This window comes from Enterobacter sp. BRE11, from assembly GCF_031844285.1.
Classification (GTDB): domain Bacteria; phylum Pseudomonadota; class Gammaproteobacteria; order Enterobacterales; family Enterobacteriaceae; genus Pantoea.
Genome location: NZ_JAUZUX010000014.1, coordinates 41,527 through 65,969 on the forward strand (window position 1 = coordinate 41,527; position 24,443 = coordinate 65,969).

Annotated in this window: 23 protein-coding genes and 1 pseudogene; 15 read left to right on the forward strand and 9 right to left on the reverse strand. The window is 60.8% G+C overall.

Translation table 11 applies throughout. The features are described from left to right. Positions 1-65 precede the first annotated feature (65 nt). Genes Q9R34_RS15510 through pstB form a run of 3 tightly spaced genes read left to right on the forward strand, consistent with a single transcriptional unit; the run spans position 66 to position 4,567 of the window. Positions 66-2,150 (forward strand): ABC transporter permease subunit, encoded by a 2,085-nt coding sequence (locus Q9R34_RS15510; RefSeq protein WP_485894830.1) that lies wholly within the window; start codon positions 66-68, stop codon positions 2,148-2,150. Then, the gene (gene pstA / locus Q9R34_RS15515; protein ID WP_485894832.1) at positions 2,147-3,787 is read left to right on the forward strand and encodes a phosphate ABC transporter permease PstA; all 1,641 of its coding nucleotides are present in this window, start codon (positions 2,147-2,149) and stop codon (positions 3,785-3,787) included. The genes Q9R34_RS15510 and pstA overlap by 4 nt, the downstream gene beginning before the upstream one ends. 12 nt (positions 3,788-3,799) lie before the next feature. After that, entirely contained in the window at positions 3,800-4,567 is a 768-nt protein-coding gene (pstB, locus tag Q9R34_RS15520; RefSeq protein ID WP_434125728.1) for a phosphate ABC transporter ATP-binding protein PstB, read from the forward strand. Between the two features lie 180 nt (positions 4,568-4,747). Here pstB and purN read toward each other — a convergent pair whose 3' ends face one another. Both purN and purM read right to left on the reverse strand, forming a co-directional pair. After that, positions 4,748-5,386 carry a phosphoribosylglycinamide formyltransferase gene (purN, locus tag Q9R34_RS15525; protein ID WP_485894834.1) on the reverse strand — a complete coding sequence of 213 codons (639 nt, stop codon included), beginning with the start codon at positions 5,384-5,386 and terminating at the stop codon, positions 4,748-4,750. Continuing rightward, positions 5,383-6,423: a phosphoribosylformylglycinamidine cyclo-ligase gene (purM, locus tag Q9R34_RS15530; protein ID WP_485894836.1), complete on the reverse strand. Its 1,041-nt coding sequence runs from the start codon at positions 6,421-6,423 to the stop codon at positions 5,383-5,385. The genes purN and purM overlap by 4 nt, the downstream gene beginning before the upstream one ends. A gap of 238 nt (positions 6,424-6,661) precedes the next feature. On the opposite strand from purM, the gene upp reads away from it, so the two are divergent. The 3 genes from upp to hda all read left to right on the forward strand — a co-directional run bounded on the left by upp (position 6,662) and on the right by hda (position 9,431). Beyond that, positions 6,662-7,288 carry a uracil phosphoribosyltransferase gene (gene upp / locus Q9R34_RS15535; RefSeq protein ID WP_081138348.1) on the forward strand — a complete coding sequence of 209 codons (627 nt, stop codon included), beginning with the start codon at positions 6,662-6,664 and terminating at the stop codon, positions 7,286-7,288. Between the two features lie 66 nt (positions 7,289-7,354). After that, entirely contained in the window at positions 7,355-8,638 is a 1,284-nt protein-coding gene (uraA, locus tag Q9R34_RS15540) for a uracil permease (protein WP_485894944.1), read from the forward strand. A 91-nt stretch (positions 8,639-8,729) separates the two neighbouring features. Beyond that, positions 8,730-9,431 (forward strand): DnaA inactivator Hda, encoded by a 702-nt coding sequence (gene hda, locus Q9R34_RS15545; protein WP_239670403.1) that lies wholly within the window; start codon positions 8,730-8,732, stop codon positions 9,429-9,431. Here the strand turns inward: hda and arsC are convergent. Next, a complete protein-coding gene (arsC, locus tag Q9R34_RS15550) occupies positions 9,428-9,769 on the reverse strand; it encodes an arsenate reductase (glutaredoxin) (protein ID WP_485894838.1) in 342 nt (113 codons plus the stop codon). The two genes, hda and arsC, sit on opposite strands and share 4 nt — an antisense overlap. Positions 9,770-9,775: 6 nt before the next feature. After that, positions 9,776-11,239: a beta-barrel assembly-enhancing protease gene (gene bepA, locus Q9R34_RS15555; protein ID WP_485894840.1), complete on the reverse strand. Its 1,464-nt coding sequence runs from the start codon at positions 11,237-11,239 to the stop codon at positions 9,776-9,778. A 735-nt stretch (positions 11,240-11,974) separates the two neighbouring features. Here bepA and Q9R34_RS15560 point away from each other — a divergent pair. Both Q9R34_RS15560 and Q9R34_RS15565 read left to right on the forward strand, forming a co-directional pair. Beyond that, on the forward strand, positions 11,975-12,580 hold the full coding sequence (locus Q9R34_RS15560) for a DsrE family protein (protein ID WP_434125659.1): 606 nt from the start codon (positions 11,975-11,977) through the stop codon (positions 12,578-12,580). Positions 12,581-12,614: 34 nt separating this feature from the next. Then, a complete protein-coding gene (locus tag Q9R34_RS15565) occupies positions 12,615-13,223 on the forward strand; it encodes a DsrE family protein (protein WP_033753830.1) in 609 nt (202 codons plus the stop codon). Between the two features lie 37 nt (positions 13,224-13,260). On the opposite strand, the gene Q9R34_RS15570 is transcribed toward Q9R34_RS15565, so the two are convergent. After that, positions 13,261-13,572, reverse strand: a complete 312-nt coding sequence (locus Q9R34_RS15570) for a hypothetical protein (protein ID WP_485894842.1) — start codon at positions 13,570-13,572, stop codon at positions 13,261-13,263. A gap of 27 nt (positions 13,573-13,599) precedes the next feature. On the opposite strand from Q9R34_RS15570, the gene Q9R34_RS15575 reads away from it, so the two are divergent. Beyond that, positions 13,600-15,180 carry a sensor domain-containing diguanylate cyclase gene (locus tag Q9R34_RS15575; protein ID WP_485894844.1) on the forward strand — a complete coding sequence of 527 codons (1,581 nt, stop codon included), beginning with the start codon at positions 13,600-13,602 and terminating at the stop codon, positions 15,178-15,180. 43 nt (positions 15,181-15,223) lie between these two features. On the opposite strand, the gene bcp is transcribed toward Q9R34_RS15575, so the two are convergent. Together bcp and Q9R34_RS15585 are read right to left on the reverse strand one after the other, a co-directional pair. Next, positions 15,224-15,691, reverse strand: a complete 468-nt coding sequence (bcp, locus tag Q9R34_RS15580) for a thioredoxin-dependent thiol peroxidase (RefSeq protein ID WP_485894846.1) — start codon at positions 15,689-15,691, stop codon at positions 15,224-15,226. A 142-nt stretch (positions 15,692-15,833) separates the two neighbouring features. Continuing rightward, complete coding sequence (locus Q9R34_RS15585; protein WP_033753810.1) at positions 15,834-16,412, reverse strand: glycine cleavage system transcriptional repressor; 579 nt, start codon at positions 16,410-16,412, stop codon at positions 15,834-15,836. Between the two features lie 143 nt (positions 16,413-16,555). Here Q9R34_RS15585 and dapA point away from each other — a divergent pair, with 143 nt between their 5' ends. The 6 genes and pseudogenes from dapA (at position 16,556) to ypfH (ending at position 23,045) form a co-directional block, all read left to right on the forward strand. Next, a complete protein-coding gene (gene dapA / locus Q9R34_RS15590; protein WP_485894849.1) occupies positions 16,556-17,434 on the forward strand; it encodes a 4-hydroxy-tetrahydrodipicolinate synthase in 879 nt (292 codons plus the stop codon). Between the two features lie 14 nt (positions 17,435-17,448). Further along, the gene (gene bamC, locus Q9R34_RS15595) at positions 17,449-18,480 is read left to right on the forward strand and encodes an outer membrane protein assembly factor BamC (protein ID WP_485894851.1); all 1,032 of its coding nucleotides are present in this window, start codon (positions 17,449-17,451) and stop codon (positions 18,478-18,480) included. A gap of 146 nt (positions 18,481-18,626) precedes the next feature. Then, positions 18,627-19,340, forward strand: coding sequence for a phosphoribosylaminoimidazolesuccinocarboxamide synthase (gene purC / locus Q9R34_RS15600; protein ID WP_434125666.1), 714 nt, complete (start codon positions 18,627-18,629; stop codon positions 19,338-19,340). Positions 19,341-19,465: 125 nt separating this feature from the next. Then, the gene (gene ypfJ, locus Q9R34_RS15605) at positions 19,466-20,326 is read left to right on the forward strand and encodes a KPN_02809 family neutral zinc metallopeptidase (protein ID WP_434125667.1); all 861 of its coding nucleotides are present in this window, start codon (positions 19,466-19,468) and stop codon (positions 20,324-20,326) included. Then, positions 20,326-22,296: a tRNA(Met) cytidine acetyltransferase TmcA gene (locus tag Q9R34_RS15610; protein ID WP_485894854.1), complete on the forward strand. Its 1,971-nt coding sequence runs from the start codon at positions 20,326-20,328 to the stop codon at positions 22,294-22,296. Before ypfJ ends, Q9R34_RS15610 begins: the two co-directional genes overlap by 1 nt. A gap of 73 nt (positions 22,297-22,369) precedes the next feature. Continuing rightward, positions 22,370-23,045: pseudogene (gene ypfH, locus Q9R34_RS15615) on the forward strand (esterase). 57 nt (positions 23,046-23,102) lie between these two features. Here ypfH and Q9R34_RS15620 read toward each other — a convergent pair. Continuing rightward, positions 23,103-23,291 carry a YpfN family protein gene (locus tag Q9R34_RS15620; RefSeq protein ID WP_033753791.1) on the reverse strand — a complete coding sequence of 63 codons (189 nt, stop codon included), beginning with the start codon at positions 23,289-23,291 and terminating at the stop codon, positions 23,103-23,105. A 23-nt stretch (positions 23,292-23,314) separates the two neighbouring features. Continuing rightward, the gene (dapE, locus tag Q9R34_RS15625; RefSeq protein WP_485894856.1) at positions 23,315-24,442 is read right to left on the reverse strand and encodes a succinyl-diaminopimelate desuccinylase; all 1,128 of its coding nucleotides are present in this window, start codon (positions 24,440-24,442) and stop codon (positions 23,315-23,317) included. Position 24,443 lies beyond the last annotated feature (1 nt).

A 24,443-nucleotide genomic window follows, 5' to 3' on the forward strand; every position in this document is an offset into this window, starting at 1 on the left:
ATAGTTGTCTTATCAACCAGCTACGGGCAACATAGCGGCTTAATACCGATCGCATTCAGAGCCGCATGAGCCTAAAGCATATTCCCGTCAACTTCAGCGACCGCCGTCGCCGCGCTATCGATCGCTTTACGCGGCGCATGGTCACCGCCTGCGGCATCGCTATTCTGCTGCTGATGCTGCTGCTCTTTTTCTGGTTAATCTGGGTGGTCCTGCCGCTGTTCGCCGCGCCGGGCCTTCATACCCAGGCCACACAGCAGCTGTGGGACAGTCAGCCGGCGCTGATAATCGGTAATCAGGGCGATCGGGGCTGGCGTATCGGACGCGACGGCACGGCGCGCTTTATTCCGCTGAACGGTCAGCCTGCCGAAACGCCGTTGATGCTGCGTCCGACGCCGCAGCAGGCGGTGAGCAGCGCCGATGGTCGCACGCTGTTGCTGAGCACGCAAAGCGGACTGCTGCTGCTGCAGCCTGCAGAGGGCGACTGGCGCTTTCCGCTTGGCGATACGCCTTTGAGCCTGCCTGGCGGCGCGGTGGAAACGATGGCGCTGGCGACACTGAATGAAAACAAGTGGCGTATCAGTGTGCTGACCAGGAAGGGCGTGAGCGTCATGACGCTGACACCTCAGCAGGCGCCGCGCGCGGTCGATCTGCCGCAGGCGCACGCCGACCATTTGCTGCTCTCGCCGCAGGGCGATCTGCTTTATGCCAGCGAAGGCAATGTGCTGCGCGTCTGGCAGCTCGACGACGAGCGCGCGACCCTGCGCGAAACCTTAACCCTGGCGCAGCCGCCGCGCAGCCTGCATCTGCTGGCTGGCGGGCGGAGCCTGCTCATTCAGGATGAACGCGGCGTAACGCAGTGGTTTGCTATTACCGGCGCGGAAGGCGCGCGGCTGCATGAAATTCGCACCTTCGTCGGCAGCAGCCCGACCGCGGCTATCATCACGGAACCGCAGCGCCGCGTTTTCGCCACCCTGGAACCTGACGGCGCGCTGAAGCTGTTCGCCAGCAAGCAGCCCGGCCCGATCCTGCAGCGACAGCTGGCACCTGGCGTTACGCGCGCGGCCTTCTCGCCGCGCGGCGACGCGCTGCTGCTGGAGCGTGCCGGAAGCTGGCAGGTGTTGCGTATCGATAACCCCTGGCCGGACGTCAGCTGGCGCAGCTTCTGGCAAAAAATCTGGTACGAGAACTATCCCGCGCCGGACTGGGTCTGGCAGTCCACCAATGCCGCAGACAGCTATCAGGCTAAGTTCAGCCTGATGCCGATGGTCATCGGCACGCTGAGAGCGGCAGCGCTGTCGCTGCTGTTCGCCACGCCGCTGGCGCTGGCGGCCGCGATGTACACTGCCTGGTTTATGGCGCCGGGACTGCGCCGCTGGGTCAAGCCGGCGATTGAGATGATGGGCGCGCTGCCCAGCGTGGTGATCGGGCTTATTGCCGGACTCTGGCTGGCGCCGCATATCAGCCAGGCGCTGCTCGGGGTCTTGCTGCTGCCGCTGACGCTGGCGGCCACGCTGCTTATCTGCGGCGCGCTTAGCCGACATCTGCCGCCGCGCTGGCGTCAGCCGGGACGCGAGGTGATGCTGCTGCTCCCGCTGCTGCTGGTTGTGACGCTGGGCACGCTGATCGTCCCAACTTTTCTGATGCGCGACGCCGCAGAGTGGCTGCCGCATTACGAGCAGCGCAACCTGCTGGTGGCCGGGCTGGCGATGGGCTTCGCGCTGGTGCCGCTGATTTTCACCCTGTCGGAGGATGCGCTGTTCAGCGTACCTGCGGCGCTGGGGCAGGGATCGCTGGCGCTGGGCGCAACGCCGTGGCAAACCCTTACGCGCGTGGTGCTGCCGGGGGCGTCGCCGGGAATTTTTGCCGCGCTGATGATCGGCTTTGGCCGTGCGGTCGGCGAAACCATGATTGTGCTGATGGCCACCGGCAACACGCCGCAGAGTCAGGGCGGTCTCTTTTCCGGGCTGCGCGCGCTTTCCGCCAATATTGCCATCGAGATGCCGGAAGCCGCGGCAGGCAGCGCACACTACCGAATACTCTTCCTCAGCGCGCTGATGCTGCTGATCTTTACCCTGATCATCAACACGCTGGCCGAGCTGATCCGCCAGCGCCTGCGCCAGCGATACGGGCAGCATGAGGGCCAGGCATGAAGACGATGCGACAAAACGACCGCTGGCGCTGGCTGACCGCAGGCGCGGTCGCTGTCTGCCTGCTGGCCTTCACCCTGCTGATAGCGCTGCTGGCGTGGCAGGGCATGCGCGCCTTCTGGCCGCAGCGCGTCGACCTCTACCAGATGACGCAGCCGGAAGATCAGACCACGGCGCTGCTGGGCGAAACCCTGGAGCATCAGCCGCACTTTCCCGCGCCTGCGGCGAAAGATGAGGCGCTACCGTCGGTCAGCCAGGTTCACCGCTACCTGATCAAAACCGGCAACCGCGACTGGGACGCACCCGATTTCCGCGTAATCTATGCGCGCGAGGCGCTCGCGGTCAGCCAGCCGAAAGAGGTGATGGTGCTGCAGCGGCGTAGCGGCGGCAACGCCTACGGCTGGTTTGTCGGCCTGCGCGAAGATAATGAGGCGCTGACGGCGCGCAATCCCGACGCGCTCCTGCATCAGCGGTTGGGGCAGGTGCGTGAAATGCTGCATAAAATTAATCGCATTCGCCATGTCGAACTGACGCGGCTCAACGATCAACTGGCGGCGCTGGATGCGCGCGCCGATCGGCTGCGGCAGCAGCAGCAGTTTGATACGCGCGCGCTGTCGGAGTTTGAGGCGAACCAGGCGGCGTTGCAGCGGCGCTTCGCCCGCCTCAGCAGCCGGCTGGCCGACCTGCAGCGCGAGAGCCAGCGTGACGTGGTGATCCTGCGCGACGCACAACATCGCGAGCACGCCATTCCGCTGGCCCAGGTGGTCGAAGCCTGGCGTCCTAACGCCATGAACGCGCAGCAAAAACTGGCCCATACGCTGCGTCAGATCTGGCATTTCGTCAGCGATTCGCCCGCAGACGGCGAGAGCGACAGCGGCGCCTTTCCGGCGATTTTCGGCACCGTGCTGATGGTGCTGCTGATGTCGCTGGTGGTGATGCCGTTGGGCGTTATCGCCGCCATCTGGCTGCATAAATATGCCGGGCGCAACGCCCTGACGCGGCTGGTGCGCATTGCAGTGGTCAATCTGGCGGGCGTACCGTCGATCGTCTATGGCGTGTTCGGGCTGGGCTTTTTCGTTTGGCTGGCAGGCGGCACGCTCGATCAGCTCTTCTTTTCCCGCTCGTTGCCTAATCCCACCTTCGGCACGCCGGGGCTGCTGTGGGCGTCGCTGACGCTGGCGCTGCTGACGCTGCCGGTGGTGATCGTCGCCACCGAAGAGGGGCTGTCGCGCATCCCCGACTCGCTGCGCCAGGGCTCGCTGGCGCTGGGCGCCACCCAGGCGGAGACGCTATGGCATGTGGTGCTGCCAATGGCGCTGCCGGCGATGCTGACCGGCCTGATTCTGGCGGTGGCGCGCGCGGCGGGTGAGACCGCACCGCTTATGCTGGTGGGGGTGGTAAAGATGGTGCCGGAACTGCCGGTCGACGCGGTCTTTCCCTGGCTGCATCTTGACCGCAAATTTATGCACCTCGGCTTTCAGATTTACGATCTCGCTTTTCAGAGCCCCAACGTCGAGGCGGATCGCCCGCTGGTCTACGCCACGGCGCTGCTGCTGGTGACAATTATTCTGTCGCTCAATCTGCTGGCGATGGCGCTGCGCCATCGGCTGCGCGAACGCTACCGGCTGATGACCCAATAAAAGATGATGACTATGATGCCCGATACCGAAACGGCGCTGACGCTAAACCACCTTTCGTTATGGTATGGCGAACGTCAGGCGCTGCATGATATTTCGCTGCGCATTCCCGAGAAGCGCATTACCGCGCTGATCGGGCCTTCCGGCTGCGGCAAATCGACGCTGCTGCGCTGCTTTAATCGCATGAACGACGTGGTAGACAGCTGCCGTATCGAAGGCGACATTCTGCTGGGCAGCCACGACATTATGCAGCCGGCGCAGGATCTTTCGGCGCTGCGCCGCCGCATCGGTATGGTGTTTCAGCGACCCAATCCCTTTCCTAAATCAATTTATGAAAATGTGGTGTACGGCCTGCGACTGCAGGGCGTGCGCGACAGGCGGGTACTGAACGAGGCGTGCGAACGTGCGCTGCGTGCCGCGGCGCTGTGGGGCGAGGTGAAAGATCAGCTGGGGCAGAACGCGCTGACGCTCTCCAGCGGCCAGCAGCAGCGGCTGGTCATCGCTCGCGCCATCGCTATCGAACCGGAAGTGCTGCTGCTGGATGAGCCAACGTCGGCGCTCGATCCTATCTCAACGCTGGTGATTGAAGAGCTGATGGCCACGCTGAAGCAGCACTTCACGCTGGTGCTGGTCACCCATAATATGCAGCAGGCGTCGCGCGTCTCCGACTACACCGCCTTTATGCATCAGGGCGCGGTGGTGGAGTTCGATGAGACGGACCGCATCTTTACCTCGCCGGGCAACCGGCGCACCGAGGATTACATTACCGGGCGCTACGGCTGAGGTAGCGGTATTGGTTGTCACAGGCAGCTAACACAGTCAAAACGTAGCTGGCATGGGCAGACGAGCAAAGCGTCCTGCGCCAGGGGTGGCGCAGGACGAGCGCATATAGATACCTTAAGCGGCTTTGCGATCGGTCCATGCCATCTACGTAAGCACGGATGAATCAAACAGCGTTATGCCTTAGTCGCAGGCGTAGCCCTGCGGCGGCAGCGGCTGATTATCCAGCCAGGCCTTGCCCTCGCGCATCGCTAACCGACCCTCGACAAACCAGCTAATCACCAGCGGATAGATTGCATGCTCCTGATGCTGCACGCGCGCGGTAACCTCGTCTTCATCGTCGTCAGGGAAGACCGGCACGCGAGCCTGCAGTATCACCGGGCCGCCATCCAGCTCGTCGGTGACGAAATGCACCGATGTGCCGTGTTCGGCGTCGCCGTTCGCCAGCGCCTGACGATGGGTGTGCAGGCCAGGGTACTTCGGCAGCAGGGAAGGGTGAATATTGAGCAGGCGATCCTGATAATGCGCGACAAAGGCGCTGCTCAGGATGCGCATATAGCCCGCCAGCACCACCAGATCCGATGCGTAGGCGTCGATCTCCCGCATCAGCTGACGATCGAAGGCTTCGCGATCGGGAAAATCGTCCGCCGCCAGCGCATGGGTAGGCACGCCCGCGTCGCGCGCGCGCGTCAGGCCGTAAGCGGTCGCTTTATTACTGAAAACGGCAGCGACGCTGCCGTTAATCCGCCCGCTTGCGCAGGCGTCGAGGATGGACTGAAGATTACTTCCGTTACCGGAGATCAGTACAACCAGCTTTTTCATGCGTTGATAACCACGCGCTCTTCCGCATCTGACGCCTTAATGACGCCGATCTTCCAGGCTTTCTCGCCCGCGGCGCGCATCAGCTCTACCGCCTTGTCGGCTTCAGCGGCGCTCAGGGCGATCACCATGCCGACGCCGCAGTTAAAGGTGCGGTACATCTCATGACGGCTGACGTTGCCCGCCTGCTGCAGCCAGTCAAAGACCGCGGGCCACTCCCAGCTCTTCTCGTCGATCACCGCCTGGGTGTGATCCGGCAGCACGCGCGGGATATTTTCCCAGAAGCCGCCGCCGGTCAGATGGGCAATCGCATGCACATCGACCTGCTCGATCAGGCTAAGAATATTTTTCACATAGATGCGGGTCGGTTCCAGCAGGTGATCCGCCAGCGGGCGACCATCCAGCTGTTTGGTCAGCGGATCGGTCTGGCTTACCTCCAGGATTTTACGCACCAGCGAATAGCCGTTGGAGTGCGGGCCGCTGGAGCCCAGCGCAATCAGCATGTCGCCGTCCTGCACTTTTGAGCCGTCGATAATGTCAGATTTCTCAACTACGCCGACGCAGAATCCCGCCACGTCGTAATCTTCGCCGTGGTACATGCCCGGCATTTCAGCGGTTTCGCCGCCTACCAGCGCGCAGCCAGACTGCAGACAGCCCTCGGCGATGCCGGTGATAACGGCAGAAGCGGTCTCGACGTCCAGCTTGCCGGTGGCGTAATAGTCGAGGAAAAACAGCGGCTCTGCGCCCTGAACCACCAGATCGTTCACGCACATGGCGACCAGATCGATGCCGATAGCGTCATGGCGCTTCAGATCCATCGCCAGACGCAGCTTAGTGCCGACGCCGTCGGTTCCGGAGACCAGCACCGGCTCGCGATATTTCTGCGGCAGCGCGCAAAGGGCGCCGAAACCGCCCAGCCCACCCATGACTTCCGGGCGGCGGGTCTTTTTCACTACGCCTTTAATACGATCAACCAGAGCATTACCAGCATCGATATCAACGCCGGCGTCTTTGTAGCTGAGAGAGGTCTTGTCGGTCACTGCGGAATCCCCACGCGATTGCGGTTGGTGGTTAACAAAAAGCGCGCCAATTCTAACAGCGCAGGCAAACGTTTGCGAGCCCCATCGCCTGGTCAAATTGCGCACCGGACGATTTTCATCAATCCTTGAATAACGGATCAAAACTTCGCCTCTTTGCGCAACGACATATGGCGCGCTTGCGAAAAGGCGGTATAATCCCGCGATTTTTTTTAGCTCAACTCATTCCGGGAGAACACCAATGAAGATCGTGGAAGTCAAACACCCGCTGGTCAAACATAAACTGGGCTTGATGCGTGAGCACGATATCAGTACCAAGCGCTTCCGCGAGCTGGCCTCGGAAGTTGGCAGCCTGCTGACCTACGAAGCCACCGCCGACCTGGAAACCGAGCGCGTTACCATTGAAGGCTGGAACGGCCCGGTGGAAATCGATCAAATCAAAGGTAAAAAAATCACCGTGGTGCCGATTCTGCGCGCCGGCTTGGGGATGATGGAAGGGGTGCTGGAGCATGTGCCAAGCGCGCGCATCAGCGTAGTCGGTGTCTACCGCGACGAAGAGACGCTGGAGCCGGTGCCGTACTTCCAGAAGCTGGTCTCCAATATCGAAGAGCGCCTGGCGCTGGTAGTCGATCCGATGCTGGCCACGGGCGGCTCCATGATCGCCACTATCGATCTGCTGAAAAAAGCGGGCTGCAGCAGCATCAAGGTGCTGGTGCTGGTCGCCGCGCCGGAAGGCATCGCCGCGCTGGAGAAGGCGCATCCGGACGTTGAGCTCTACACCGCGTCGGTCGACCACGGACTGAATGAAAAGGGGTATATCATTCCGGGGCTGGGCGATGCCGGCGACAAGATTTTCGGAACCAAGTAACTGAATCAGCCGACCAGAGAGTCGGCTTTTTTTTGGCAAAATAAAACCGCTTTAAGGGGATAAATGATGACTCGTCGCGCCATTGGCGTCAGCGAACGCCCGCCGCTACTGCAAACGATACCGCTCAGCCTGCAACATCTGTTCGCCATGTTCGGCGCAACGGTGCTGGTGCCGATCCTGTTTCATATCAACCCGGCGACGGTGCTGCTGTTCAACGGCGTCGGCACGCTGCTCTATCTTTTTATCTGCAAAGGCAAAATTCCCGCCTACCTCGGCTCCAGCTTCGCCTTTATCTCGCCGGTGCTGCTGCTCTTGCCGCTCGGCTATGAGCTGGCGCTGGGCGGCTTTATCCTGTGCGGCGTGCTGTTCTGTATCGTGGCGCTGATTGTGAAAAAGGCTGGCACCGGCTGGATCGACGTGATGTTTCCGCCAGCGGCGATGGGCGCGATCGTGGCGGTTATCGGTCTGGAGCTGGCGGGCGTGGCGGCCAATATGGCGGGGCTGCTGCCAGCGGAAGGTGCCAGCCCTGACAGCACCACCATCACTATCTCGCTGGTGACGCTGGGCGTGACGGTGTTTGGCTCAGTGCTGTTCCGCGGCTTCCTCGCCATTATCCCTATTCTGGTAGGCGTGGTGGCAGGCTACGCGCTCTCGTTCGCTATGGGCATCGTCGACTGGACGCCGGTCTACAACGCGCCCTGGTTTGCGCTGCCGACTTTCTATACGCCGCGCTTCGAGTGGGCGGCGATGCTCACTATTCTGCCCGCCGCGCTGGTGGTGATCGCCGAGCATGTTGGTCATCTGGTGGTGACCGCCAACATTGTGAAAAAAGATCTGATCCGCGATCCCGGCCTGCATCGCTCAATGTTCGCTAACGGCCTTTCCACCGTGATTTCCGGCTTTTTCGGCTCGACGCCCAACACCACCTATGGCGAAAACATCGGCGTAATGGCAATTACCCGCGTCTACAGCACCTGGGTGATCGGGGGCGCGGCGATCATCGCCATCCTGCTGTCGTGCGTCGGCAAGCTGGCGGCGGCGATTCAGGCGATCCCGGTGCCGGTCATGGGCGGCGTGTCGCTGCTGCTCTATGGCGTTATCGGCGCGTCAGGTATCCGCGTGCTGATCGAATCCAAAGTGGATTACAGCAAGGCGCAAAACCTGATCCTCACCTCGGTTATCCTCATCATCGGCGTCAGTGGAGCGAAAGTGCACATCGGCGCCGCGGAGCTGAAGGGCATGGCGCTGGCGACGCTGGTCGGCGTGCTGCTGGCGCTGATCTTCCGTGTTATTTCGCTGTTGCGCCCGGAAGAAGTGGTGCTGGACGCCGAAGAGAAGAGCGGTCACTAAGCTCCGTAAGGGCAGGGATGCCCGTTATCCTCACCTGGCGAAAACTGTGGTAGACTTGCCCCGTTTTTTGCCTGTTCCTTTTGAGGTGCTTCTGAACACGCCGGCACAACTGTCACTGCCACTTTACTTACCGGACGACGAGACGTTCGCCAGCTTCTGGCCGGGGGAGAATCCGTCGCTTATTGCCGCGCTGAAAGGCGCCCTCAGTCAGCAACACGGCAGCTATCTCTATTTCTGGTCGCGCGAAGGCGGTGGCCGCAGCCATCTGTTGCATGCGGCGTGCGCGGAGATGTCGGCGCGCGGCGAAGCGGTTGGCTATGTGCCGCTGGATAAACGCACCTGGTTTGTGCCGGACGTGCTGGACGGCATGGAGCATCTGGCGCTGGTCTGCATCGATAATATTGAGTGCATCGCCGGCGAAGAGGCGTGGGAAATGGCGATCTTCGATCTCTATAACCGCATCCTGGAAACCGGCAAAACCCGGCTCTTTATCACCGGCGATCGGCCGCCGCGCCAGCTCAACCTCAACCTGCCCGATCTGGCGTCGCGTCTCGACTGGGGGCAGATCTATCGTCTGCAGCCGTTGAGCGACGAAGATAAGCTGCAGGCGCTGCAGCTGCGCGCCGGTATGCGGGGCTTTGAGCTGCCGGAAGATGTCGGCCGTTTCCTGCTGAAACGCCTCGATCGCGAGATGCGTACGCTGTTCGATACGCTGGATCGCCTCGATCACGCCTCAATCAGCGCACAGCGCAAGCTCACCATTCCTTTCGTAAAAGAGACGCTCGGGCTTTAAAGGATCTCCAGCACCGCTTCCGGTGGCCGGCCAATGCGCGCCCGATCGCCGTTGATCACCACCGGCCGTTCCAGCAGCGCCGGATGCGCCGTCAGCGCCTCAAGCAGCTGCGCCTCGTCGGCCTCTTCCAGCCGCAGCGTTTTATAAAGCGTCTCTTTGGTGCGCATCAGCTGCCGAACGCTGCGCATGCCGAGTTTTTTCAGCAGAATTTGCAGCGTCTCGCGGTCCGGCGGGGTTTCCAGATAGCGGACGATCGCAGGCTTAACGCCGTTCGCCTCCAGCAGCGCCAGGGTTTCCCGGCTCTTGCTGCAGCGCGGATTGTGATAAATGGTGACCATGCTGGGTTATCCTTTTTGATACTGCTTGAAGCGGGTTTGCAGCTGACGAAGCTGGTCGATACGCGCGTCGTAGCGCGCCTGCTTCAGGCTGCCGACCGGCACCTGCGCGCTGGCGCTGCTCAGCGTAGTAATCGCCTGATCCAGATGGCCGTTAAGCGCCAGCGTTTCGGCACGCGCCGCCATCTCTTCATCGTTCAGTCCCTGCTGCGCCGACGCCTGTGCCAGCAGATCCCAGCCGTTAACATCGTCCGGATGTGACCAGGTGTAGCGATTCAGAATGCGGCTGGCGTTGGCGGGCTGTTTTGCCTCGACGTAGGCGTTCGCCAGATTGAGCTGCACCACCGGGCTGTTTTTGGCCGCGCCCGCGGCATTCAGCCGGGCGATCGCCTGCTGCGGCTGGTTCAGGCCGATATCGATATCGGTCATGATATCGAGATACCAGACGTTATCGGGCTGCTTCGCCAGCAGCGGTTCGATGATCTTTTTCGCGTCGGCGAAACTCTTCGCCTGTAAAAACTGTACCGCTTTACCGTACTGCGCCGCCTGCTGCTCGCGGCTGTTGCCGTGGCTATAGCTGTCCAGCAGCTCGTCGGTCAGCTGGTTGCGGCCGGTGGCGTACATGCCAAGCGCGCGCACTTTCGCCATGTAGTAATCCTGTGATGACTGCACCACTACCGGACGCATCTGGTTGGCGCGGTTGCGCGCGTCCGCCAGGCGGCTGTCGGGCAGGGGGTGCGTCAGCAGGATCTCTGGCGGTTTCGACGAGAAGCGGCTCTGATCGGCCAGTTTTTGTAAAAAATTGGGCATCGCCTCGGGATCGAATCCGGCGCGCTGCAGCACCTGAATGCCGATGCGATCCGCCTCCTGCTCATTGCCCTGGGTGAAGCTGATAATGCCTTGCTGGGTGCCCGCCAGCGTGCCGGTCAGCGCCGCCATGCCCGCCTGAGGACTCGCCATCGCCAGCAGAATCGATCCCAGCGCCCCGACCCAGGTCAGCGGTGCGTTGCGCTTCTGATCTTCCATGGCGCGCGCCAGATGGCGCTGGGTAACGTGCGAGATCTCATGCGCCATCACCGACGCCAGCTGGCTCTCATTTTCGGTAAAGCGGAACAGCGAGGCGTGCAGCACCACGTTGCCGCCGAAGAAGGCGAAGGCGTTGAGCTCGTCGTTCTGGATCAGGAAAAAGTGGAAGGGCGTCTTCACCGAATCGGCATGGGCGACCAGGCGCTGGCCGAGCTGGTTGATGTACTCATTAAGCAGCGGATCGTTGATCAGCGGCGCGCTGGCACGCAGCTGACGCACGTAAAAATCGCCCATCTGCATCTCCTGACCGATAGAGAGCGTTGAGCCTGCGGTGGTGCCCATATCGGGAAGGGCGTCGCTGACGTCAGCCCAAACGGACGCGTGCGGCATCAGCATCAGCGTGGGAAGCAGCGCGGCGAGTAGCGTTTTCTTTAACCGGTTCAACATGCCTGGATCCTGTAGAGAAACTCTGAGGCCTGGAAAGTACATTGTGCTTTTTCAGGGTAAAAGACGCGTCGCGCCTATCTTAACCAGAGCGTTAAAAGAAAGAAACGGTCTGCTCTGCTATTCCCACACCCCGCCGCGGCGCTTTTGCCGCAAAAAATTGAACGTTAAACGCATGGGTGCTTTCGTTCAAAAATAAAACGCGCATTTACTCCCTTAGCGGGAAACGACGCTCTGGCAGCGCTGCAGCAGGCGTGGATTTTTTAAACGCCCCGGGCGGGATAGCTGGCAACGATGGAATATGGGGAGAGGAAGCACGCTTTTTGATTAAAGATATGTAAATTTACTCAAAAAAATTGAAGGTGGCATGTTTTTTTCCAGGTTTACTCTGAAAAAAACGCGCCGAAAGGGCTTAGCGAGCGAAAGCGAAAATCAATCATTTTTATTGTGATGCCTGCTGCGCTTCACCGGGAAGTATAAATAGCTGGTACGTTATTCGGTGCATTGAATTTAATTTAACGCCGTTCTCTTCTTTAATATCGATCCACTTCAATACTGACCACTACGCCTCTCGCCATCAAAACTGTTCATCAATTAACTTTGTTAATAGTTCCCTTTGCAATTAACGCGCCTCAGGCGGTCAGCGCTCCGCTCTTTTGCAGCGCCAGCGCTGTGGTATAGATAGCTCACCCAATTCGGGATGTGAACCAGCGCTACGCTGTTGTCCGGAGATAATTTATGCGTTCAGCTGTATCTTACGCGCTCATCGCCATTATTGGCGGTGCTGTTGGCGCGGGCGTTACCCAGAGCGGCGCGCTCTATCAAAAAGTCGTTAACCATTTTGCCGCCAAACCCAGCGATCCTGACGGTTTCTGGAGCACGCCCGCCGTCGACGGCTACGGCAAGATCCATTATGAACCAGACGCCGCCTTTAAACCGGTCGCGGGTCTGAGCAATAAGATTGTGTTCCAGATTACCCGTAGCGACGGCGCGATGACCGACGTCAACCTCGGCCTGGAGCGCGTGGCGCGCGTGGTCAATCTCTATGTCGCCTCTGGCGTGCCGGTCGAAGAGCTAAAATTCGTGGTCTCGGTAACGGGCGACGCAACGCCTGCGATGCTGGATAACGCCCACTTCAAACAGTTCTATGGCGTAGACAATCCCAACCTCAAGCTTATCAACCAGCTTGATAAGCTGGGCGTGAAGGTCTCTGTCTGCGATCAGTCGGTGGCTTTCCACCATTATCCCAACGACTGGATCGATAAATCGGTTGTCCATGCGCTCTCCAGCCCAACTACGGTCTCAACCCTGGAAAATCAGGGTTACGCATGGCTACAGATGTAATCACACTTCAAAAATAACAAGCAGGAGAATAACGATGCGCCCAGCGGCCTATATTGTGGTGGCGGCGATAGCCGGTTTTATTGGCGGCAATGTGTTACAGCTGCCGGAATTATATGACAAGGTGAGCGGCAAATTTGCCGGTAACACCACACAGCCAGCGGATTTCTGGAGTACGCCTGCAATTGAAGGCTTCGGCAAAATTCACTATGTCGATACGCCCGCTTTTAAACCCGGTACCGTGCCGGGCCTGAGCAATAAAATCGTTTTCCAGATTAACCGTAATGAAGGCGATATTCGTCAGCCGAATCTCGGGCTGGAGCGCGTCGCCCGCGTGACCAACCTTTATTATGCTGCAGGCGTGCCGCTGGATCAGCTGAAATTCGTGGTGTCGATCAACAGCGACGCAGTGCCAGCCGCGCTGAATAACGATCAGTTCCATAAAGCCTACGGCGTGGATAACCCCAATCTGAAGCTGATTGACGAGTTGAAAAAGGCGGGCGTGCAGGTTTCGATCTGCGACCAGTCGGTGGCCTTCCACAATCTGCAGCGCGACTGGATCGATCAGCGCGTGACCCATACCATCTCCAGCGGCACCACGGTGGCGACGCTGCAAAACGAAGGCTACGCCTTCCTGATGCTGTAAATCCCCTCCCGACAGCGGCCGCGCGCCGCTGTTATCTTTATTTCGCTGTGGCTGACGTTATCTGCCGCATGGACGTTTGATTCAGGGGCGCACCTTCAATATGCGCGGCGGGTTTTGCATCAGACCGCTTTTGACCTGCAGCCGAACGGGCCGCCCCCTTTGTACGCCACTCCTCTGAATCCTTCACGATCGATACCAACCGATCCCTCAGCACCAGCGTAAAGAAAAGGTTTCTGAGAATGTCGCGGCGGGAAAGGTGCTCATGAGGGCGACTGCGTGTACACTTGGCGATTGCCTCACCAGGGCAGATCATCTCCAACAATAACGACATTCTCAGGCCTTTCAGCATGTACTTATCTTTTGCGGCGGGCGCGCTATGTTAATGCGCCTGCGTCCCCGAACCGATCTGCGTACGCTTATTGCGTTGCTCGCTATCGTCAGCATTGTGGTTACGCTGACCAACACGCTCTATGCCACCTGGCGCGTGCAGCGTATGGCGCTGATCGACAGCACGCTGGAGGCGAACCGCGCTTACGCCACCAAGCTCGCCTCCACCACCGAAATCTTTTTCCAGCTGGCGCAGTCGCAGCTGCACTACAGCGCCAGGCTGCTTGGCGAAAACTTTGAGGATCCTGCGCTGCTGCGTCAGGAGGTCGATCACCTGCGCGAACAGACCAGCAGCTTTAACTCGGTGGCGGTGGTCGACGCCAGCGGCGTGGTAAAAGCTATCTCGCCGGAGTCGCTGATGTTGCAGGGGATGCACCTGACCAGCGATGCGTCACGCAAGGCGCTAAGCGCGCGGCAGCCCGCCATCAGCAAGCCGACCATTTCAGCGGCAAACAACCTGATTATTTTCGTCTCCTGGCCGATCTGGAGCCGCGACGGGCACTATCTCGGCTACGTAGGCGGCACCATCTACCTGAAAAAGAAAAGCATCTTAAATACGCTGCTCGGCGAGCAGTACTATCGCGACGGCACCAGCGTCTATGTGCTCGACAGCAGCAGCCAGGTGCTCTATCACCAGAACGGGCAGCTGATTGGGAAAACCCTGCCCGCGCTGCTGAGCGGCCACGACGAAAACAGCAACGGCTCGCTGCAGCTGCAGTCGGCGGGCGAACCGCCGCGCCTTGCCGGATACGCCGTCGTGCCGACCACCGGCTGGACGGTGGTGGCGCTGAAGCCCACCGCGGTAACGCTGGAGCCGCTCACTGGTCTGCTGATGCAGGTGCTGAAGCACTCGGTGCCTTTCGCGCTGCTGACGCTGCTGGTGGCGGTGGTGCTGGCGCGGCTCATCGCGCTGCCGCTCTGGCAGCTGGCGCGTAAGGCGCGCCAGATGGATGCGCCCGGCGTCTCGCTGGAGCTCGGCATGATTCACGCCTGGTACTTCGAGGCGGCGCAGGTGAAGCGCGCGCTGCTGACCGGCATCGGGCTGGTGCAGGACAAGATCGGCCGCCTGAAGTCAGAGGTGCAGATCGATCCGCTGACGCAGCTCCTCAACCGGCGCGGCCTCAGCGCGGTGCTCAACTTCTATCAGACGATGCGTCAGCCCTTCGCCGTGCTGGCGCTCGATATCGATCACTTTAAGCGGGTTAACGATAGCTGGGGACATGACGTCGGCGATCGCGTGATCAAGCAGGTAGCGGAGACGTTAAGCGGCAGCGCGCGTCAGAGCGATGTGGTGTGCCGCAGCGGCGGAGAGGAGTTTCTGATGCTGCTGCCAGTGACCGATATTGATGAGGCGAGCCGCCTTGCCGAGCGCATACGTGCCAGTATCGCCGCCGCGTCGATAGCCGACGTTGGCGCCATTACCCTTTCCGTCGGCGTTGCGGCCTGGCAGGATGAGGCGATGCCGCTGGAGCAGAGTTTGAAACAGGCTGACGCCGCGCTCTATCAGGCCAAGCATGACGGGCGCAACTGCGTGCGGGTGGCGAAGGCGTCGGAGAGCCTGACGCCGTAAAGATAAGAGGTGGGATGCGGCGCAGGGCCGCATCCGCGCCGCGTTACGCCGACTTCAGATAATCCATCACGATGTCGTGATGGTTAGAGGTTTTGAAGTCGTCGAACACTTTTTCGATTGTGCCGTCGACGCCCACCAGGAAGCTGATACGGTGGATGCCGTCATAGGTTTTGCCCATAAAGGTCTTCTCGCCCCAGACGCCGAAGGCGGAGCAGACCTCATGATCTTCGTCAGAGAGCAGCGTAAAGTTCAGCAGCTCTTTTTCGGCGAAGCGCGACAGCTTTTCAGGTTTATCAGTGCTGATGCCGAGCACTTCCACGCCCGCTTTCTTCAGCTCATCCATATTGTCGCGCAGGCCGCAGGCCTGCACGGTGCATCCCGGCGTCATCGCTTTCGGGTAGAAATAGACCAGAACGCGCTGTCCCTGGAAGTCGGTTAAATTTACCTGTTCGCCATCCTGGTCGGGCAAGCTAAATTTCGGTGCGGTATCACCGGCTTTCAGTGGATTCATCACTACTCTCCATTTTTTCTTTATGCTGTGGGCGACCTGACATCTGACAAACGGCGTCAGGCGAAAAGCCGCCATCAGGGGATATTGCGCCACATAGCCAGACAACAGTGATGTGGAGAAATAGCCCCGGCTTGTTTACAGCTTAGCGTGAACCCTGCAGCGTTGCCGCATCGTCGTCGGCCAGGCTGTAGAAACGCAGCGTGCCATCGGCGTTGAGTTCGCGGCACAGGGCGTAAAACGCCTGCTCAAACTGAGAGTCGCCAACGCCTGCCGGGCTGTGCGCGGTAATTTGAATATAGAGCGTCGGCGTCTGATCCGCCTGACCCGGCTTGATGCGCGATCCCAGCTCAGCAATGTTCATCGCATGTTTGTCGAACAGATCGGTAAAGCGTTCGATCAGGTGGGGCGAATCGGGCACCTCGACCTGCACCCACACCGTCGCCGGCATCGGCGGACGCATTCTGGCGCTAGTGCGTTTCATGACGATCAGCAGCTCCAGCTCCGCCCCTTTCAGCGGCAGCGTCGATTCAATCAGCGCGATGGCATTCCAGCTGCCGGAGAGCAGCATAATAAAGGTGAACTCATCCCCGAGCATGGCGAGACGGCTGTCTTCGATATTGCATCCGCAGCTGCTGACGTGACGGGTAATGGTATTGACGATACCCGGACGGTCAACACCCAGTGCGGTGATCACCAAATGGTGGGGCTGAGACTGCGGCAAAGTGGGATTTCCTGTTCATTCGCTAATAACTATAAGGTAAACATAAAAAAAACTGCTGACAAGCGCAGGAGCGGCGTGGCCTGCTTGCTTTTCAGCAGAAGTAAAACGTACCATGAAGCACTTGTTTGTCGAGGGGATCGCCAATGTTCACGGGAAGTATTGTTGCACTCGTTACGCCAATGGATGACAAAGGTAATGTCTGCCGTGCGAGTCTGAAAAAACTAATAGATTATCACGTCGCCAGCGGCACCGCGGCGATCGTCTCCGTCGGCACCACCGGCGAATCCGCGACCCTGAGCCATGAAGAGCATGGCGACGTAGTGATGCTGACGCTCGAGCTGGCAGATGGCCGTATTCCGGTGATCGCCGGCACCGGCGCCAACGCCACCGCAGAAGGCATCTCTCTCACCAAACGCTTCGAAAACAGCGGCGTAGTTGGCTGCCTGACCGTGACGCCTTACTACAACCGTCCGACGCAGGAAGGGCTGCTCCAGCACTTTAAAGCGATCGCGGAAAGCACGGCGCTGCCGCAAATGTTATACAACGTCCCCTCACGCACCGGCTGCGACATGCTGCCGGAGACCGTCGCGCGCCTGGCTGAAATCAAAAATATTATCGGAATCAAAGAGGCGACCGGGAACTTATCGCGCGTTAGCCAGATCCAAGCACTGGTCGATGAGGCCTTTATCATTGTCAGTGGCGACGACGCCAGCGCGCTGGACCTGATGCAGCTGGGCGGCAAGGGTGTTATCTCGGTCACGGCCAATATCGCGGCGCGTGAAATGGCTGAGCTGTGCGCGCTGGCGCAACAGGGCAACTTCGTCGAGGCGCGTCGCCTGAATCAGCGTCTGATGCATCTGCACCAGACGCTTTTCTGCGAACCCAATCCGATCCCAGTGAAATGGGCGGCGAAACAGTTAGGATTAATCGCCAGTGACACGCTGCGTCTGCCGATGACGCCGCTGAGTTCAGCGGCCATACCAAAAGTTGAGCAGGCGCTGATTAAAGCGGGTTTGCGATAAGTTAGGGAGTTTCAATGAATCATTCTGTAAAGCGCTCAACGGTGGCGACCGTCGTGGCGCTGTCTACTGCGATGCTGTTAACGGCGTGCTCAAGCGATCAGCGCTATAAACGTCAGGTAAGCGGTGACGAGTCCTATTTACAGGCCAGCGAGCTGCACGATCTGCAGGCCCCCGCCGGCATGATCCTGCCGGTGGCGCACGGCGATTACGACGTGCCGCACACCGCCGCCAGCGGCAACGTCGGTAAGCAGCTCGACATTCGTCCGCCAGCTCAGCCGCTGGCGCTGGTCAACGGCGCGCGTGCGCAGTTCACCGGCAACACCGGCGTGCTGATGCTGGAAAACCGTCGCGGCGCGGTCTGGTCGCAGGTGACCAAAGTGGTTGAGTCGAGCAACTTCCCCATTGCGCAGCGCAACGATGCGCGTCAGCAGCTCACCACTGACTGGGTGCAGTGGAACCGCGCCGACGAAGATCATCAATATCGCGGCCGCTATGAGATCAGCGTGCAGTCGCAGAGCTATCAGCAGGTGCTGACGGTGCGCCTGCTGGAGCTGCAGCAGGAAGGCAAAGCGGTCACCGCACCGGTGCAGATCCAGCGTTATACCGCGCAGATGCTCAACGCCATCAGCGCCGGTTTGGACAAAATCGACGTCGCCAGCGAAAACGCGGCGGCGGGCCGCGCCAGCGGCAGCATTGACGTACAGAGCGGCGCAGACGATACCGGCCTGCCGATGCTGGTGCTGCGCACGCCGTTCAGCGTTGCCTGGCAGCGTTTGCCGCAGGCGATGCAGCGCGTCGGCATGGAAGTGACCGACAGCAATCGCTCGCAGGGCAGCATGAATGTGACCTACAAGTCGCCGGGCAGCGGCGCGTGGGATGAGGTCGGCGCGAAAGATCCGGAGCTGCCGAACGGTGACTATAAAGTGCAGGTCGGCGACCTTGATAACCGCAGCAGCCTGCAGTTTATCGATCCGAAAGGGCACGTGCTCACCCAGTCGCAGAACGATGCGCTGGTGGCCGTGTTCCAGGCGGCCCTCAACAAATAAATCGCCTCAGGGCCGGAGATTCTCCGGCCTTTTTTTTTCTTCTCTGGCATAATAGCGCGCGGCGAAGTAAACGATTGCGTCGCGGCAATCCCCCAGCGGCCCGCCGTCGCAGAACACCTGAAATTTTCAAGTCTGGAGTTAACAAGATGCAAAAGCGAGCTGAGTTGTATCGCGGTAAAGCGAAAACCGTATACAGCACCGACAATCCGGATCTGCTGGTACTCGAGTTCCGCAACGATACGTCAGCAGGCGACGGAGCCCGAATCGAGCAGTTCGATCGCAAAGGAATGGTCAACAACAAGTTCAACCATTTCATCATGACCAAACTGCAGGAAGCCGGCATTCCGACCCAGATGGAAGCGCTGCTCTCTGACAACGAAGCGCTGGTGAAAAAGCTGGAGATGGTGCCGGTGGAGTGCGTAGTTCGCAACCGCGCGGCTGGCTCGCTGGTCAAACGTCTCGGCGTGGAGGAGGGCATGATCCTCAATCCGCCGCTGTTCGATCTGTTCCTCAAAGACGACGCGAAGCACGACCCGATGGTTAATGAATCCTATTGCGAAACCTTCGGCTGGGTAAGTAAAGCGAACCTGGCGCGTATGCAGGAGCTGACCTTTAAAGCCAACGACGTGCTGAGCAAACTGTTTGACGACGCAGGCCTGATCCTGGTCGATTTCAAACTGGAGTTCGGCCTGTTTAAAGGGGAAGTGGTGCTGGGCGACGAATTTTCGCCAGACGGTGCGCGCCTGTGGGACAAGCAGACCATGGACAAAATGGACAAAGATCGTTTTCGCCAGAGCCTGGGCGGTCTGATTGAGGCCTATGAAGAGGTGGCGCAGCGTCTGGGCGTTAAGCTCGACTAGGCTCATCGCCTGCCAGACAGAAAAAGGAGAGCCGCGGCTCTCCTTTTTTCATTTGGCCGCAAGGCTGGTAGTTGTCTCCTCGCGCAACTAAAATCACGGGAAACTATCTTAATCAGGAGCAGTGTATGCGCTGGCAAGGACGTCGCGAGAGCGACAATGTAGAAGACCGTCGAGATCAGAGCCCAGCTTACGGTGGCGGCGGACGTCAGATTCGTATTCCACGCGGAAAGGGCGGCATTATTCTGTTAGTCGTGGTCGCGGTTGCTGGCTATTACGGTTATGACCTGACGGGACTGCTGACCGGCGGCGACGTTGCTCCCACCAGCCAGCAGCAGCGCGTCAGCGCCAATGATGACGAAGCGGCGAAATTCACCCGCGTTATCCTGGCCTCCACGGAAGATACCTGGAGCAAACTGTTCCAGCAGATGGGCAAAGAGTACACCGCGCCTACGCTGGTGATGTATCGCGGCGCAACCCAGACCCGCTGCGGCACCGGCCAGACGGCGATGGGGCCCTTCTACTGCCCGGCGGATCGTCGCGTCTATATCGACCTCTCCTTCTACGATGAGATGAAAAACAAGCTCGGTGCGGGCGGCGAATTTGCGCAGGGCTACGTGGTGGCGCATGAGGTGGGACACCACGTGCAGAATCTGCTCGGCATTGAACCGAAAGTGCGTGAAATGCAGCAGGGCGCAAGCCAGACGCAAATCAACCATCTGTCGGTAAAAATGGAGTTGCAGGCAGACTGCTTTGCCGGCGTCTGGGGTCACTATGTCAGCAAAGATAACTGGCTGGAAACCGGCGACCTGCAGCAGGCGCTGGATGCGGCGCGGGCGATCGGCGATGACCGTCTGCAGCAGCGCAGTCAGGGACGCGTGGTGCCCGACAGCTTTACCCACGGCACCTCGGAGCAGCGCTACACCTGGTTTAAACGCGGATTCGACAGCGGCGATCCGGGACAGTGCAACACCTTCGCCGCTAACTGATGTCGCCTGAACAGCTCAGCCGTCAGATGCAGCAGGCAGGCATCAGGCGGCTTTGCGTCATCAGCGGCGAGGCAGAATGGTCTCTGGCGCGCGCCGCCGAGTGGCGCGCCGCCTTGCCTGGCGACTGGCTGGTCGTGGGCGACGCGCCAGTTGAAGGGCTGTCGCACTGCGCGCCGTCGGCGCTGCGCACGCTGCTTGGCCGCGAATTCACCCATGCTATTTTCGACGCGCGCCGCGGTTTCCACGCCGAGGCGTTCGCCGCCCTGGCGGGCACGCTGCGCGCCGGAAGCTGGCTGCTGCTGCTGACGCCACCGTGGCCGCGCTGGGCGCAACAGCCTGACGAGGACAGCCTGCGCTGGGCCGACGTCGCCGAACCGCTTCCGACGCCGCACTTTGTGCGTCATCTGCAGGCGAGTTTGCTCGCCGATCCCGCCGTGGCGTTGCTGCGTCAGGAGGCGCCGCCGCGTATCTTACCGCTGGCGCCGCTGCCGCGCTGGCAGTGCCGGGCACCGGAGCAGCAGCAGGCGATTGTCCATCAGCTGCTGACGATGACGTCAGGCGTCGCGGTGCTGACCGCGCCGCGCGGACGCGGCAAATCGGCGCTGGCGGGCATGCTGGCGCGGCAGATCCCGCGCGCGCTGATCACCGCCCCGGCGAAGGCCGCCACCGACGTGCTGACGCGCTTCGCGCAGCACCACTTTCACTTTATGGCGCCCGACGCCATTCTCGCCCAGCCGGATCTGCCCGCTGTCGACTGGCTAATCGTCGACGAGGCCGCGGCGATCCCGGCGCCTATCCTGACGCAGCTGGTCGCGCGCTTCCCGCGCGTGCTGCTGACCACCACGGTGCAGGGCTACGAAGGCACCGGCCGCGGCTTTATCCTGAAGTTTTGCGCCGCGCTAGAGCAAGTGCGTTACTTTACGCTGGATGAGCCGCTGCGCTGGTCGCGGCACGATCCGCTGGAGGCCTGGCTTAATCAGGCGCTGCTGTTTGAGGATGCCGTGCCCGCGCCGCGCGCTTCGGTCGGCACGCCGCGTCGGATGCCTGACGACGCCTGGCGGCGCGATCCCGCGCTGCCGGCGGCCGCGTATCGCCTGCTGGCCAGCGCTCACTACCGCACCTCGCCGCTCGATCTGCGACGCTTAATGGATGCGCCTGGCATGATCCTGTGGCTGAGCGGCGAAGCGCCCGCGCTGCAGGGCGCGCTCTGGCTCGTCGAGGAGGGCGGCTTGACGCCCGAGCTGGCGCAGGCGGTCTGGGCGGGCAGACGCCGTCCGCGTGGCAATCTGGTGGCGCAGTCGCTGGCGGCGCACGCCGGATTCGTCGAGGCGGCGACGCTGCGCTCCAGACGTATCAGCCGTATCGCAGTGGCGGCGGAGCAGCGCAGGCAGGGGGTCGGCCAGGCGTTAGTCGCTGCCGCCCGGCGTCAGCGGAATGTGGATTTTCTTTCGGTCAGCTTCGGTTACACCGAGGCGCTGTGGGCCTTCTGGCGCGCCTGCGGCTTTAGCCTGGCGCGTATCGGCACCCAGCGCGAAGCGAGCAGCGGCTGCTATGCGGCGATGGCGATTCTGGCGCTGACGCCCGCAGGCCGGGCGCTACAGCAGCGCGCCGCGACGCAGCTGGCGCGCGACTGGCCGCAGCTGCGCCTGCAGGTTGCCGAGTCGATCGCGCTGCCGGAGGCACCGCTGACCTTTACTGATGAAGATGCCCGGCTGGCGGCGGGATTCGCCTGGGCGCAGCGGCCGCTGGAGGCGAGCCTGCCGGTGCTATCCCGGCTCGCCGCCAGCGTCGCTGTGCCGCCGCTGCTGCAGGCTGTGCTGCGGCCGGAAGCGGAGCCCGGCGCGCTGGCGCGGCAGGCCGGGTTGACCGGACGCAAGGCGCTAATCGCCCGGCTGCGCCTTGAAACCGGCGCCGTCCTGATGACGCTGGACGCGGCGCGCGCTGAACAGCTGCGTCGGCAAGTAGAATAAATCCACCAACTTGTTCAAATTTTCCCAATAGCGCTCTGCGCAGGGCGGCGTATAGTGATTAAAGGAGGTCACTATGACACTGCAATACGTTATTGTTCAGCAGCCGAGCGCGGAAGCGCAACAGCTGTTCCTGCTCTATCACGGCGTCGGCGACAATCCTCACTCTATGGCGCAGCTGGTTCGCGCGCGAGTTCCCGCAGGCGCAGGTGGTGGCAGTAGGCGCACCGTCGCCGGGCCACTACTGGTTCAGCGAAACCGTGCAGCACGATCAGAGCGAGCAGCAGCGGGTTAACGCCGTGCTGCCGCAGTTCGTCGATTCAGTGCGGCACTGGCAGGCGCAAAGCGGCGTGCGCGCCAACGCGACCGCACTGGTGGGCTTTTCGCAGGGCAGCACCATGGTGCTGGAGGGCATAAAGGCGCAGCCAGATCTGGCGGGCCGGGTCGTGGCGTTTAGCGGCCGCTATGCGACGCTGCCGGAGCACGCATCGACGCGCACCACTATCCATCTGATCCACGGCGAGTATGACGAACAGATACCGGTGCAGCACGCCGAACAGGCGGCACAACGGCTGACCGCGCTGGGCGGTGACGTGACGCTCGATATCGTTGAAGATCTGCCGCACGCGGTCGATGACCGCAGCATGGCGCTGGCGCTGAAGCATCTGCACTACACCGTGCCGAAGCGCTATTTCGATGAGGCGCTAAGCGGTGCGAAACCCGGCGACGACGACGTCATCATGATGATGTAAAAACGCCCTCGCGCAGGCGAGGGCGTTGCTGGACGGTGGCGCGACGAAAAGAGCCGGTTATTTCTTCTTCGGCCAGTTGTCGTCATCGTCCCATTTGTCGTTGAAATCGCGATGCGGCGGCAGGTCGGGCTTGTTCGCCATATATTTTTTATGATCGATACGTTTCAGATCTTTGTAAACGTTCATCAACACGCCGACCAGCAACAGGATCACAAGGATCCACCAGTAATCTTTAATAAATTCCATTTGCCTGCTCCTCTCGATCGCGATCAGGCGACCAGCTGTTCCATAATGCGCTGATACATGCGGCTCAGCGTCTGCAGATCGGCTGCCTTCACGCACTCATTGATTTTGTGAATGGTGGCATTCACCGGGCCAAGCTCCACCACCTGCGCGCCCATCCGCGCGATAAAACGCCCGTCTGAGGTGCCGCCAGTGGTCAATAGCTGCGGCTTAATTTCATTATAGTGCGATACCGCCCTGATAACGGCGTCGACCAGCCTGCCGCGCGAGGTCAGGAAGGGCTGACCAGACACATTCCACTCCAGCGTATAGCGCAGCTGATAGCTGTCGAGCAGCGCCGCCACGCGATCTTTAATCATCTGATCGGTGAGTTCGGTGCTGAAGCGGAAATTAAACTGCACGAAGAATTCGCCCGGGATGACGTTGTTGCTGCCGGTGCCCGCCTGCACGTTAGCAATCTGCATGCTGGTGGGCGGGAAAAAGGCGTTACCGCTGTCCCACTCGGTGGCGACCAGCGCGTTGAGCGCCGGCATGGCGCAATGTACCGGATTATCGGCCAGATGCGGATAGGCGACATGACCCTGCACGCCGTGGATGGTCAGGTTCGCGGTCATCGAGCCGCGACGGCCGTTTTTCACCACGTCGCCGACCACTTCGGTACTGGACGGCTCGCCTACCAGGCAGTAATCCACGCGCTCATTACGCGCCATCAGACGCTCGACCACTTTTACCGTACCGTTTTTGGCGCTCGCCTCTTCGTCAGAGGTGATCAAAAACGCCAGGCGGCCTTTATGGTTGGGGTGCGCGGCGACAAAGCGCTCCGCCGCCACCACCATCGCCGCCAGCGAACCTTTCATGTCCGCCGCACCGCGGCCAAACAGCATGCCGTCGCGAATCGTGGGTTCGAAAGGAGGGTTGATCCAGCGGCTGGCGTCGCCCGGCGGCACCACGTCGGTATGGCCCGCGAAGGCCAGGGTTTCGCCCTGACCGCGCGTCGCCCAGAAATTGAGCGTGTCGTCGATAAGCATCGGCTCGACCTGAAAGCCAATCGCCTGCAGACGCGCAATCAGCAGCGCCTGACAGCCCGCGTCATCCGGGCTGAGCGAAGGGCGGCGGATAAGCTGCTGCGCCAGTTCGATTACAGGACAGAACATA